Genomic DNA, 13,075 nt, shown 5'->3' with positions numbered 1-13,075 from the left:
CGCAAGGCGAGGGCGAAGTTTCAGCGCCCTCATGCTATGCCTGCACAGCTTGTTGACAAAGTCAACAAGCTGTGCAGAGCGAGCGACGGAAGCGAAGAGCAAGGCATTCAATAGGCCCGCAATTGAGGCGTACAAATAGTACGTTGATTGAGCGGACCTATTGAGCAACGCAGTTATTTGCTTTTGTCGACGGTCTAAACAAGCCTCACCGGCTTGTTCTCGGTGCTGGTGCGAAGCTTAAATGAAGGAAAATGCTGCTAGAGCTGAATCAAGAGAAGACCGGCCAAACACAGGGCAACTCCGATAATGTTCTGCAGGGTTAGCTGCTCCCGGTAAAATACTAAGCCAACCAAGACTAACAGAGCCGCTACTACTACATTGGCTACCCCGGCGGCCAGGCTGATCTTCCATCCCGCCCGATAGGCCAGGAGAAATCCGGCTTCCAAACCAATAATAGAAAAACCCAGTGCGATACTGGCCCAATGAATCTGCTTAAATACGGTTAATACCGAGCCGTAGCCGTGAAAGAAGGGCAAGGCCAAAAGGCAGGCTATGGCGGCTGTAAAGTAGGTTACTACCAGAGTCACCAGGGGATTTATATTCCCTGGAATGGATTTCTGAAAAATATGGTACAGAACGTTGGATACTACGGCGAGAATGATTCCTAAATAGTTCATGGCAGGTCCCTCATGATTTCCAATTTGAGATTCATGGCATTATTGGGATTATAAGAGACCAACCGGTTTTCGTCAATTGTTGCGCCGGGATGATCATTGCACCTGCCTAATCCGTGGAATCTGCAACCGACTGCATGAACTGCCGGACCTTTTGGAAATCCTTTTTTCCAGGCCGTGCTTCCACCCCTGATAAAACATCGATTGCATAAGGGTTGGCTTTCCGTATGATGCTGCGAACATTGGCAGGCTTTAGCCCGCCGGCCAAAAAAACCGGTAATTCAGATTCCTTCTGGACGGTTTTAAAGATTGACAGATCAACGGTTATACCGGTTCCGCCTGGCATTGAAGCCCTATGGGCATCTACCAGCAGGGCACTGACCAGGGTTTCATTTAGAGCACGGGCGGCTGCAGCCGGATCAGGGATTTCGAAAAGGCACTTGCCGTCCATGCCGATGCGCAAGGCCTTAATGGCTCTTATACCCATATGGTTTAAACGAACAGCCAGCTCCTCAACTTGCGCCAGTGTCTCCTCATGATGCAATTGAATCATATCAGGCTTTAAAGCCTCTGCGACAGCGAGGATCTTCCCGATTTCCCCGCCGGTAACCACAACGGTTTTTACCGGCGGCGGAACCTGCTTGATAAGCTGCAGGGCTTCCATCCTGTTCAGGTTCCAGGGGACTGCCGCCGGGTAATCCACCACAAACCCCAGATAGCGTGCCCCGGCCCGTACGCAAAACTCTATATCCTCACCATTCATCAGCCCGCATATCTTCACCGCCATCATAGCCTACAACTCCCCGTACCGCTGAGCATAGCGTACATTTCGGCACTGTCCCGGGCTTGCAGGATGGCGGTTCCCACCAGAACAGCATGCGCGCCCGCCGCTGCAGCCCGCTCTACATCGGCAGCAGTAGATATCGCACTTTCACTGACTACCAAAATCCCCGGTTTTATAAGGCCGGCCAGTTTTTCAGTAGTTTCCACATTGCCGTCGTCCATCTCTAATTCCACGATACTACGGTTGTTTATACCTATAACTGTTAAGTCTATTCCCTCCAGGGAAAAAACCTCTTCCTGAGAATGGGTTTCCACCAGGGGCTCCAAACCCAGCTTAAAACACCCCTCTATCAGCTCATACAACTGCTCTCTTTTAAGCATAGCCGCTATCAGCAAGACGGCATGAGCGCCCATAGCCATGCTCTCCCGCAATTGCCAACTCTGGGTGATAAAGTCCTTGCGCAATACCGGGAGACCGGTGGCCTCCGCCACATCAGCCAGCAACCGGGCTGATCCTCCGAAATAATCAGGCTCAGTTACTACTGATAGCGCGGGCGCGCCGGCTTTTGCCAGCTTTTTGGCCAGATTTACCGGGTCGCGCCCTTTGAGCAGGTCGCCTCTTTGAGGCGACCTGGGTTTAATATCGGGGATTACCGGAATCTTGCCATTATGAAAATAATTCCACAGCGCTCTGGAAAATCTGCAATTGGATTTATGAAGCATGGTTACCTCTCTTATTGAATAGACCTGAAATCCTGGGAAGCGCTTATTAGCTGATCCAATTTGGCCTGAGCCAGGCCGCTGTCGATTAATTCTCCCGCCAGTTTGATGCCTCCCTGTAGTGAATCAGCTTTTCCGCCGATATACAAAGCCCCGGCGGCATTCATAACCACAGCCTGGCGGCGCGGCCCCTGGTTTTGCGCTGAAAAAACCTCGCGGATAACAGCGGCATTCACTTCCGGTGTACCGGTCTTAATGTCTTCCAGGGTGCAGCGGGCCAAGCCAAAATCCTCAGGAGAGATCTCGTAACTGCTGATGGTTCCATTTTTAATCTCGTTGACGCGGGTTTTACCCAGCAGGGATATCTCATCAAGACCGTCTAATCCATGTACGAATAAAGCCCGTTTATAGCCTAAAGACAAAGCTATCCGGGACACAGTGTCAAGCAGCTCCGGTTTATAAACCCCCAGGATATGACGCGTAGCCCGGGCAGGATTGATCAGTGGACCGATGATAGTGTAAAAAATGGTCTTTATCCCCAGTGCTTGTTCAGGCGGCAGGACTTTATGCATCACCGGGTGGAACAGAGGGGCATAGATAAAAGCGATGCCGACTTCTTCAATGAGTTTTTCCACCGCCCGGGGGGATAAATTGATTTCTACGCCCAGGGCTTCCAAAACGTCAGCACTTCCTGACAAGCTGGAAATCGAGCGGCTGCCATGCTTGGCCACCGGAATGCCTGCAGCAGCCGCAACCAGGGCTACAGCAGTGGATATGTTGAAAGTGCTCAATCCCCCGCCGGTTCCGCAGGTATCCATGAGTTCATCTTCCACCCGGGGGGCAATCCCTTTGCAATGATCCCGCATGGCCTGAGCTATAGCCGTGATTTCTGTAAGCGTGGGGCCCTTCATAAGCAATGCCACCTGAAAACCGGCGATCTGCACGTCACTCAGTTCGTCTTTGTCGATGGCCACGATTAAGCCGTAGGCTTCCTCAAAGGTCAAATCCTGATTGGCGGTTAGTTTTTTTAATACATTCTGAATCACTACATACACACTCCTAACAATTATTTATAGGTTTGCTCTACTCAACCAGACTCAGCTTGCTATACTCAGCTCCGCTGATCTCACCTCATTTCCTGAATAATTGCCGGGCTTTTAACCTATGACCCCTTGGGAGGAGATGTATTTGCTCCTGTCAAAACACTCCAGAACAAATCAGGACTTATTCATTGCCGATGACTAGATTGAACCAAAACCGATTCTCTGCTAAACTCAGCTCTGCCAGGCCATATGCGCCTGCAACCCTTTATCCAGACTAAAAACTCATAACTCGGAGATGGCCTTTTTCATGGCGCGAACATAACTGGAAACATGAGGAATACAATCCATTCCATATTGCTCCACGATTTTTACGATGGCACTGCCAACTATGACCCCATCGGAGATTCGGGCCATAGAGGCGGCCTGCCGGGGGGTAGAGATGCCAAAACCTACTGCACAAGGGATATCCTTGACCTGTTTGACCAGTTTGATTATCTGCTCGACTTCGCCGCCCAACTCCTGCCGCACCCCGGTAACCCCCAACGATGAAACGCAATAAACGAACCCCATGGCTTCCCGGGCAATCATTTGTACGCGGTCTTTTGAGGTGGGCGCAATCAGTGAAATCAAATCCACCCCATTCGCACGGCATTCCGGCAGTAATTCCGACTTTTCTTCAAAGGGCAGGTCGGGAACGATGACGGCATCAACCCCCACCTCCCTGCAATTTCCCATAAAGCGTTCGCTGCCATAAGTAAAGACCGGATTTATATAGGTCATAAAAGCCAGGGGGACATCACAGACCTGGCGCACCCTTTTCACCATAGCGAAGATCTGGTCGGTGGTGGCACCCCCTTGGAGAGCGCGGTAATCCGCTTGCTGAATCACCACTCCCTCCGCCACCGGATCAGAAAAAGGTATCCCCAGTTCGATAAGATCGGCGCCCGCCTCCGCCAACTCAACGACTAGTTTTTCAGTGATTGGCAGAGAGGGATCGCCGGCGGTTATAAATGGTATGAAAGCCTTACCGCGGGAAAAAACCCGGTTCATTCTATTCATAAAGCTGCGCCCCCTTATAACGTGCTATTGCCGCCACATCCTTATCGCCGCGGCCGGACAGGTTGATGACGATGATTTGCTCCCGGCCCAAGGTTGGCGCCAGTTTTTGCGCATAGGCAACCGCGTGGGCGCTTTCAATGGCAGGAATGATGCCTTCTGTCCGGGACAGATACTCGAAGGCCTCCACGGCCTCATCGTCAGTCACCGGAACATATTCAGCCCGGCCTGTCTCACAAAGGTAAGCGTGTTCAGGCCCTATACCCGGATAATCCAGTCCGGCCGAGATCGAATAAACCGGGGCTATCTGGCCGTATTCATCCTGGCAGAAATAGGACTTCATGCCGTGAAAAATGCCGATGCTGCCCGTTGCTATAGTAGCCGCGTTTTTGTCGGTATCTATGCCGTGCCCGGCCGCTTCGCAGCCGATGAGGCGAACTTGGGAGTCGGCGATAAAATCATGGAACAATCCCATGGCATTGCTGCCCCCGCCCACACAGGCCAGTAAAATGTCGGGGAGCCGGCCTTCTTTTTGCAGCATCTGCCTTTTAACCTCACGTCCGATTACACTTTGAAAATCACGGACCATGGTGGGAAATGGATGCGGCCCCATCACTGAGCCCAAAACATAATGGGTGTTATTCACAGTGGCGGTCCACTCCCGCATGGTTTCATTCACCGCATCTTTCAGAGTCTGGGTGCCGCTTTCCACCGCATGCACCCGGGCCCCTAATAGCTCCATGCGATAAACATTCAGAGCCTGCCGTTCCGTATCTTCCCGGCCCATATAGATATCGCACTCCAGGCCCAAGAGGGCTGCCGCCGTAGCGGTTGCCACCCCATGCTGCCCCGCGCCGGTTTCGGCGATAACCCTGGTCTTGCCCATTTTTTGGGCCAGAAGCACCTGGCCGAGCACGTTGTTAATCTTGTGAGATCCGGTATGGTTCAAATCTTCCCGCTTGAGGTATACTTTGGCCCCGCCCAGATCCCTGGTCATTTTTTCCGCATAATAGAGCAAAGACGGCCGCCCAGCGTAATTTGCGAGCAAATCATCCAATTCGCTGGTAAAACCAGGATCATTGCGGTAGTGCTGATAGGCTTCATCCAATTCTATGACCGCATTCATCAATATTTCGGGAATATACTGTCCGCCATGAACCCCAAATCTTCCCTTGGACATCTGTGACCCTCCTTTCGTCGCTTTCCAATCATCCCAATAAAAAAAGCCTTTGTCTCCATATAGGGACAAAAGCTTTACACTTCTGCGGTACCACCCAAATTGGCGAAAAATCGCCCACTTATTCTGCATACCATCATATGCACCCCACTGATAACGGACAGGGTTCCCGTCAGCGCCTACTCAATATTTCGGGCTGCCCTCGCAAGTCCATTCAGAATCAATTCTGCATCCGCATTCTCACCAGTTAGCGGCTCTCTGAGTGCATTCCATGGTTCCTACTTCTCTTGCTCATCGGTTTGTTGTGTCATATTATATCCTGCCCTCATCAGCTTGTAAAGGCCATCAGCCAAAAAGGCCGGGCACGGTATGGCTCTCCACTTTATATGACAAACCTGCCGGCATTCATTATAATGACTGTAGATTCTTCATAATGATTTGAACCTGTTATAACGAGGATTACAGCATAGGATAGAGGAATCCGTTTTCTATGAATACCAATTCCATCATTTTGTCCAAAATAAATAAATACTTTGGGGAGAAGCAGGTTCTGAAAGACATCGACCTGGAGGTGCCCTACGGCGAGATATTTGGTTTGCTGGGTCCCTCGGGATGCGGCAAAACCACCATTGTAAAGATCATCGTAGGTATACTCGAGGCCACCTCCGGTGAGACCCATGTTTTAAAACAGCCTATGCCCAATTTGCAGGTTATGAATCAAATTGGATACATGTCGCAATCCGATGCGCTTTATAATTCCCTGACCGCCGCCGAGAATCTGTACTTTTTCGGTTCAATTTACGGGATGAGCAGGGCCGGGATAAAAAAGCGCGCCGTCGAGGTCATGGAACTGGTCAGTCTATCTGAAGATCTGGATAAGCCGGTGCACGCCTATTCAGGCGGCATGAAGCGCCGGCTTTCACTGGCCATCGCCATCCTCCACAACCCTCCCCTCCTGGTTCTGGATGAGCCTACGGTGGGAATTGACCCGCTGCTGCGCCAGAGCATCTGGCGGGAACTCAACAACCTGACCGACCAGGGTGTGAGTATACTCTTGACCACCCATGTGATGGACGAGGCCGACAAATGCCACAAGCTGGCCATGATGCGGGATGGCCGGCTTATAGCCGCCGGAACCTCGCAGGAATTGCAGAAGAGAGCCGGAGCCAGTGATATCGAAGAAGCCTTTATTTATTACGGAGGACATCAAAATGAGGATTAGAGCCCTGGTTTTCCGTATTTTACACCAGCTCAAACACGACCGGCGCACCCTGGCGTTGATGCTGGGCGCACCCATCCTGGTGTTGACCCTGCTTTATTTTATACTGGCCGAATCGGAACCCGTGGTTAAGGTGGCGGTAATAAACGCCCCGGCAGAATATGCAGAGCGTTTGGACGATTATAATATCATGGCCTTCCGCTACGATCCCGATGAAGCCAAAAAGGCCCTGGAACAAGGGGAAGTTGTGGCCACCATCAACATGATCAGCAACCGGGTTCATGTAGAAATCGACGCCAGTAATCCCTCCAAGGCCAACCTGGTTTTATCGGCCATCGAACAGGCCAAGATGATCGCACCGGCTTCCCGCCCCGACCTGCAATCGGAAGTGAAATATGTTTATGGTTTCGAAGACCTGCCTATGTTTGATACCTATGGAGCGGTCCTCATCGGCTTCATGGTCTTCTTCTTCGTTTTCCTGGTGGCCGGCATTTCATTTCTGCAGGAGCGCACCTCAGGAACCCTGGAAAGGCTTTTATCAACCCCCATTAAGCGCTGGGAGATCGTGGCCGGCTATGTGATAGGATTCGGACTGGTAACGGTATTACAGTCATTTCTCATCTCCTGGTATTGCGTATATGTTTTAAAAATCGTCATGATCGGCTCTTTCGCCCTAGTCTTGCTGATCACCCTCTTATCCGCCATGGTGGCCCTTACGCTGGGCATACTGGCTTCCACAGCCGCATCCAATGAATTCCAGATGATGCAGTTCATCCCTATAGTGATCGTCCCGCAAGTATTCTTTTCCGGATTATTTGACTTATCTCCCTCACTGCAGGTGGTGGAAATGTTTATGCCTTTGCACTATATAGCCGACGCCTTAAGACAGGTCATGATAAAGGGCAACGGGTTGGCAGCGATCAGCTTGGATTTAACCGTAATCCTGAGCTGTTCTATTGTATTCATAATCTTAAATACCGTCTTGTTGAAAAAATACCGGCGCATTTAACAGAAACGAGGGGAATGGCTTGTGAAGAAAACCTATCTCATCATAGCTTTGATATTGATTACCGCTCTGCTTGGCGGGTGTTCTCAGTCTGACCTGAAGCTGCAGGGAATAGTGGAAACCGATGTATACTCTCAATACTGCGAGGTTTCGGGCAAGATTATAAGTTTTCCGGTGCAGCTGGGTCAGGAGGTTAAAAAAGGAGATCTCATCGCGGTTATTGACGACAGCAATGAGAAATACCTTTTAGAACAATTGCAGGCCGGACTGGCCAAAAAGCAGGCTACCCTCGCCGACCTGGAGACCGCGGTAGATGCTCTTGACATCAAACAGGGAAAAAATAATGTAACCCTGGCCGAACAGGCTCATGAGAGCGCCCGTTTGAATTTGGAGCACGCCCAGCAGAACTATGATGATATACAGGCCTTATTCGAGGGCGGAGGTATCTCCCAAGCCTCCCGGGATGATGCCAGATATCAGCTCGATCAGGCCAGGATAGCCCTGTCATCGGCCGGTGTACAGGTGGACAATGCCCGCCAGAAGCTGGCCATGCTGGAAAAAGGCCCTGACCAGGAGAAAATCGCTGCCGCACGGGCCGACATCGAACAGGCCCAAAGCCAGATTCGCCAGGCCGAGGCCAATTTGGCCAAATACCAGCTAACCGCCCTGAGTGACGGCATTATTATCAGTAAAAATTTCCTGCTGGGGGATATGGTGAATACTGGCTCTAACCTGGTTGACATAGCCTCTCAGCAGGATAAATATCTGGTGGCCTATGTTCCCGAGGATTCCATAAACAGTATCAGTTATGGGCAGGAACTGGCGATATACAGCGGCAAAGCGGAATATAAAGGCACGGTGAGCTTCATTGACCTGGAAGCCAAGTACACGCCCAAGGACATGCAGACCCAGGCCAATAAAAATAGAGACAGTGTGAAAATCAAACTTAAACTCGCCGCGGATAACCCCCTGAAGCCCGGGGAAAAAGCGGACGTAGTGATCAGCAGGTAAAAGCAGCTGTAAGCAGAGCCCCCGCCTGGTTTGAATATGCCCATTCCTTCAAATTTTGGTTCTAAAATATTTTAAAGCAGCCATTCTATAGGGATCATCTTCGCTTATCACCAGAGCTATAAGGGTCCAGGCCGGAATATACGAGGCCCATACGATATTTTGCATCCAGGGTTGATAAAACACAGTATAGGCCAGATTAAAGTGCACATAAGCTACGGCCAGATCGGATATGAACATGAGAATCCCTGCCAGGGCCAATAAACCGGCCACCTTCAAACGATAATACTTTCGGAATATTGTGCATATTGAGGTCCAGGTCATGTAAGCTAAAACCACACCGAAAGCTATGACTCCCAGGAGCATCGCTCCTTGAATCTCCTCCATCTCCATAGTCAAAAACGCCAGGATGGAAATCCCCCCCACCATTAAAGCCATGATGATATCAGCCCTGCCCAAACTGAAGTTCTTTTGAGTGGCAAATATCAGGCAAAGGTAGGCGGCGGCAAAGGCAGCCGTGCCAAATGCGGTGAAATCGGAATATGTAATGGTGGGCAGGAAAACCAGGAAAAAGTCGGCGATGACCACGAAAAGTAAGGCCATGCTCATCAGCTGCTGTTCGGGGCCATCTTTTTTTACGCTTCTGGCGGCCAGGAAAAGGGTAATCATGGTGCTATATTTTACATACTGCACTATATTGGCCCCGGTAAACATATTATCCAGCATAAGTATAAAAATGGTTGCAGGCAGATAAACCGCCAGAAAAACCCTTTGAGTATTATTCACCCAACCTCACCTCGCGTTATTTCAAGGCCCAGCTACTCTGGTATATTTATACGGCCATATGGCAAGATTAAGTCTAATTAATGCGGGTTTCTTGTGGTGAGGAGGCATAATACGCTGCCAGTTCCTTTTCTTCAAGCTGTTGCCAATATGGGTTGTAAATGGGAGAGATTCATGTTAATATACCCCAATAGGGTATATTATGCTAGTAATTGAAAGGAGGATTCATTCATTATGCAAGTGTTAAAAGCCGATTCCGCAACGATTGAGGACCTGAAACAGCTTTTGAACGATCAGAAGATCAATACCAGCAACCTGCGCATCACCGCCAACATGGGGTGAGGCGGCATGGCGTTTAATCTGGTTCTGGATGAACCAGTTGAAGGCGACAAAGTCGAAGAACACCAGGGCATCAAGTTTTCCGTAGAAAGTGATATATATGATAAGTTTGGTCCATTCCACCTTACCTCGATGCGGCATAGCGGTCAGGTGTTTCTTCAACTGCGAGGAGAAAAACAGAACGATGGCGGCGGATGCGGCTCCTGCTCATCCTGCTGATAGACACCCGATAAATCATTCCTGTATCCTACCCACAAACCTGCCGGAGTGATCCGGCAGGTTTTTTTACACCCCGTAAAGTCCTACTACACAGGCTTTCAAAGCCATTTCCATAGTGCGAAGCGCTTGCATTTAATGGGTAATTTCAGCCTCACTGCCAGATCAATTCTTTTTTTCCATCATATACATTACCTCCCTTACCTATTGCTACAATCCCACTATACTCCGCCTATTTGAGCCTACTTTCAACCATAGCAGATGCCTATACCCATATTTACCAAAAGGTTGAATGAATATCGGGTCGAATTATGTAGGCACAGGGCGAACGAGCATATCCTGGATTTATTATCAAAACGCCCTCAACTATGGCAGGCATTTCAGGCGTAAGTTTTTTTGCCCAATTAAAGCTGCAGTTTTGAAAAAATCACAGAGACAGGGAAGGAGACTCACTTCATGAAAAAAAGGATTGCATTGTTGTTATTGACAGTATTTATGGTAACCACTCTGGCCTATCCGGTCCTGGCAGATACTTATTCCAGTTACAGTTCCCTGAGAGCCCATAATACATACGGTAAAGACTATAGGATCGTCACCCGTGACCGGGCTTCGTCTAAGGCCGTCATTGCCATCCATGGAGGCAATATCGAATTTGAAACCGATGATATCGCCTCTGCAATAGCAGCCCGGGGCGGATATGATTACTATGGCTTTATCGGTCTCAGGAAGGGCTTTGCCATGCACATAACTTCCACTAGGTTCAATGAACCCAAAGCCCGCAGGCTGGTGGCCAAATCCAGCAAGACCGTAGCCATCCACGGTTTTGGCGGAACCAGCCGGGCCATCACCTATGTGGGCGGACGCGACAAAGTCCTGGGCAACAAAATAAAATCCGCCTTGAGGGCGGCCGGATTTGCGGCCGTATCCGCTCCCGCCCGCCTGGCCGGCACAGCCAAATCCAATATCGTCAACCGCAACAGAATCGGCAAAGGAGTACAGCTGGAACTCAGCCGTCCGATGAGGTCCAAATTAGCTAACAGCAGCGCTTCATTCAACCGCTATGTCAACGCTGTAAACCGGGCTATGAAATAAAATATTGACTAGAAATGCAGGCCGGCATGGCCTGCATTTCTATTATCTGTCCAATCTTTTAAAACCCGGAAGCATGTAATAGCGTGGTGGAGATTGTTAATTTCTACTATATACCAATCTTTTAAAACCCGATCCCAATGGGAGTATCGGATGGGACTGATCCCCCCCTCGCTTTTGCCAAAGATCCCTGCCTGGCAATAGCCTTTTCCAGCTTTCAACTCCCACCAAAAGCACTACTCGCTATTTTTTCGGGCAGACCTGGCAGTTAAATCAGTTTATCAGGCTTTAGGTTGTAGGCGTGTTTGCATTTGGGACATGTTACTGTAAGGTTGCCTTTGTCTATGGGTACACGCATCCTGGCCCGGCAATTTTCACATTCAATTACGCGGTGGTCGACAAGATCCAGAATTTTTTGCTTATCAAAGCCTATAACCACATCATCGCCGATAAAAAACGTTGGCACGCCCTTTATATTTCGGTTTGCCAACTCAACTCGCGCTTCTTCATCAACATTTATATCTTTCTCAACGAAGCTGATCTTGTTGCGGGAAAGAAACTCCTTCGCCATGGTACAGTAGGGTCATGTCTTAGTGGTGAACATAATCACTTTCTTCAACCCTGATCCTCCCTTTTAACGGACCTGCAAGTTCCACAATTGGCATCATCGGTTGATTGTACTTTAGAACGATAGTAGACTGAACCCAAGCCTCTTATATAGAATTATAGAAAAAAGTATGTCAAGGAGCAAAATACTAGATGAATAAGTTAACGCCATCCTCACGAACCGAACAATTATCTCCTTTTATTGTTATGGAAGTCCTGGAGAAAGCGCAGACCATGATGGCCCAGGGCGAAGACATCATCCACCTGGAGGTCGGGGAGCCCGATTTCCCCACGCCTGAACCGGTAAAAGAGGCCATGCTGCGAGCCATTGCTGATGACGATACCCATTATACCCACAGCCTGGGGAAAATAACCCTGCGGGAGGCTATAGCGGAGCATTATTGGAATAAATACCGGGTTCAGATCTCCCCGGAGCAGGTTATCGTGACCTCCGGCACATCTCCGGGGATGCTGTTATTGTTTTCCGCACTCTTGGAAAAAGGCGAGGAAGTCATACTGCCTGATCCCTACTATGCCTGTTATCCCAACTTTATCCGCTATGTAGATGGGAAAGAGGTTTTTTTGCCGGTGTATGAGGAAGACGGCTTCAAATACCGCCCCGAGGAAATCAAGCGGCATCTGGGTCCGCGAACCCGGGCCATCCTGCTCAATTCCCCCGGGAACCCAACTGGAGGAGTATTTACCGCGGCGGATCTCCAAGCCCTGGCAGGGCTTGACAGGCTTATCATAGCCGATGAGATATATAACGGTTTGATATATGAAGGCGAGGAGCATAGTATCCTGGAGTTCACCGACCGCGCTTTTGTGGTCAACGGCTTCTCCAAGCTCTATGCCATGACCGGCTGGCGTCTGGGATATGTGATTGCTCCCCATGAGTACATCCGGGCTATGCAGATAATGCAGCAGAACTTCTTCATATGTGCATCCTCTTTTGCACAAGAAGGGGGTATTGCAGCCTTACGGGAGTGTGAGCAGGAAGTCAAACAGATGGTTGATATCTATAATGAACGGCGCTTGTATCTGCTGCAGCGCCTCAAAGCCTTGGGAATTGCCACCCGCCACGATCCCGTAGGGGCTTTTTATGCCCTGGCAAATGTGAAGAAGTATACCGCCGATTCCTACAGATTCGCTTTTGATATTCTGGAAGAGGCCAAGCTGGCCGTTACGCCCGGCATCGATTTCGGCCGCAATTGCGAGGGGTATATCCGCTTTTCCTATGCCAACTCCCTGGGCAATATTAAAGAAGGCCTTGACCGCTTGGAGGATTTTCTTAAGAACCGGATTTCAGCTGGGGATTAATGGTTACCTGCAGGAGGCTGCTCCTTTTACCTGTGC

General features: G+C 49.8%; 14 protein-coding genes and 1 other annotated feature. Of the genes, 6 read left to right on the top strand and 8 right to left on the bottom strand.

Going from position 1 to position 13,075, the window contains the following annotated elements:
- Nucleotides 1-257 precede the first annotated feature (257 nt).
- The 6 genes from B2633_RS15265 to trpB form a co-directional block, all read right to left on the bottom strand.
- Nucleotides 258-677, bottom strand: a complete 420-nt coding sequence (locus tag B2633_RS15265; RefSeq protein WP_483171565.1) for an EamA family transporter — start codon at nt 675-677, stop codon at nt 258-260.
- 106 nt (nt 678-783) lie between these two features.
- On the bottom strand, nt 784-1,464 hold the full coding sequence (locus B2633_RS15260) for a phosphoribosylanthranilate isomerase (RefSeq protein ID WP_483171564.1): 681 nt from the start codon (nt 1,462-1,464) through the stop codon (nt 784-786).
- Nucleotides 1,461-2,180, bottom strand: coding sequence for an indole-3-glycerol-phosphate synthase (locus B2633_RS15255; RefSeq protein ID WP_483171563.1), 720 nt, complete (start codon nt 2,178-2,180; stop codon nt 1,461-1,463). The genes B2633_RS15260 and B2633_RS15255 overlap by 4 nt, the downstream gene beginning before the upstream one ends.
- Before the next feature lie 11 nt (nt 2,181-2,191).
- Nucleotides 2,192-3,223, bottom strand: a complete 1,032-nt coding sequence (gene trpD / locus B2633_RS15250; RefSeq protein ID WP_483171562.1) for an anthranilate phosphoribosyltransferase — start codon at nt 3,221-3,223, stop codon at nt 2,192-2,194.
- A 279-nt stretch (nt 3,224-3,502) separates the two neighbouring features.
- The gene (gene trpA, locus B2633_RS15245) at nt 3,503-4,279 is read right to left on the bottom strand and encodes a tryptophan synthase subunit alpha (protein WP_483171561.1); all 777 of its coding nucleotides are present in this window, start codon (nt 4,277-4,279) and stop codon (nt 3,503-3,505) included.
- Entirely contained in the window at nt 4,272-5,456 is a 1,185-nt protein-coding gene (trpB, locus tag B2633_RS15240) for a tryptophan synthase subunit beta (protein ID WP_483171560.1), read from the bottom strand. Before trpB ends, trpA begins: the two co-directional genes overlap by 8 nt.
- Nucleotides 5,457-5,514: 58 nt before the next feature.
- Nucleotides 5,515-5,757: a binding site (T-box leader), on the bottom strand.
- Nucleotides 5,758-5,943: 186 nt separating this feature from the next.
- Between trpB and B2633_RS15235 the strand changes: the two genes are divergently transcribed.
- The 3 genes from B2633_RS15235 to B2633_RS15225 are packed head-to-tail and all read left to right on the top strand — an operon-like array spanning nt 5,944 to nt 8,689.
- Complete coding sequence (locus tag B2633_RS15235; RefSeq protein ID WP_483171559.1) at nt 5,944-6,675, top strand: ABC transporter ATP-binding protein; 732 nt, start codon at nt 5,944-5,946, stop codon at nt 6,673-6,675.
- Nucleotides 6,665-7,681: an ABC transporter permease gene (locus B2633_RS15230; RefSeq protein WP_483171558.1), complete on the top strand. Its 1,017-nt coding sequence runs from the start codon at nt 6,665-6,667 to the stop codon at nt 7,679-7,681. Before B2633_RS15235 ends, B2633_RS15230 begins: the two co-directional genes overlap by 11 nt.
- A gap of 21 nt (nt 7,682-7,702) precedes the next feature.
- Nucleotides 7,703-8,689 (top strand): HlyD family secretion protein, encoded by a 987-nt coding sequence (locus tag B2633_RS15225; RefSeq protein WP_483171557.1) that lies wholly within the window; start codon nt 7,703-7,705, stop codon nt 8,687-8,689.
- Nucleotides 8,690-8,737: 48 nt separating this feature from the next.
- On the opposite strand, the gene B2633_RS15220 is transcribed toward B2633_RS15225, so the two are convergent.
- Nucleotides 8,738-9,472 (bottom strand): lysoplasmalogenase family protein, encoded by a 735-nt coding sequence (locus B2633_RS15220; protein WP_483171556.1) that lies wholly within the window; start codon nt 9,470-9,472, stop codon nt 8,738-8,740.
- Between the two features lie 345 nt (nt 9,473-9,817).
- Here B2633_RS15220 and B2633_RS15215 point away from each other — a divergent pair, with 345 nt between their 5' ends.
- Together B2633_RS15215 and B2633_RS15210 are read left to right on the top strand one after the other, a co-directional pair.
- A complete protein-coding gene (locus tag B2633_RS15215) occupies nt 9,818-10,027 on the top strand; it encodes an iron-sulfur cluster assembly accessory protein (RefSeq protein WP_483171555.1) in 210 nt (69 codons plus the stop codon).
- 453 nt (nt 10,028-10,480) lie between these two features.
- Entirely contained in the window at nt 10,481-11,116 is a 636-nt protein-coding gene (locus B2633_RS15210) for a poly-gamma-glutamate hydrolase family protein (protein ID WP_483171554.1), read from the top strand.
- Between the two features lie 265 nt (nt 11,117-11,381).
- On the opposite strand, the gene B2633_RS15205 is transcribed toward B2633_RS15210, so the two are convergent.
- A complete protein-coding gene (locus tag B2633_RS15205; RefSeq protein WP_483171553.1) occupies nt 11,382-11,732 on the bottom strand; it encodes a glutaredoxin family protein in 351 nt (116 codons plus the stop codon).
- 140 nt (nt 11,733-11,872) lie between these two features.
- Between B2633_RS15205 and B2633_RS15200 the strand changes: the two genes are divergently transcribed.
- Complete coding sequence (locus tag B2633_RS15200; protein ID WP_483171552.1) at nt 11,873-13,039, top strand: pyridoxal phosphate-dependent aminotransferase; 1,167 nt, start codon at nt 11,873-11,875, stop codon at nt 13,037-13,039.
- Nucleotides 13,040-13,075 lie beyond the last annotated feature (36 nt).

This window comes from Syntrophomonas sp. UBA1041, from assembly GCF_002316705.1.
Lineage (GTDB): Bacteria > Bacillota > Syntrophomonadia > Syntrophomonadales > Syntrophomonadaceae > DTU019.
The sequence above is the reverse complement of the archived record's forward strand: the minus strand, read 5'-3'. Positions and strand labels throughout refer to the sequence as shown.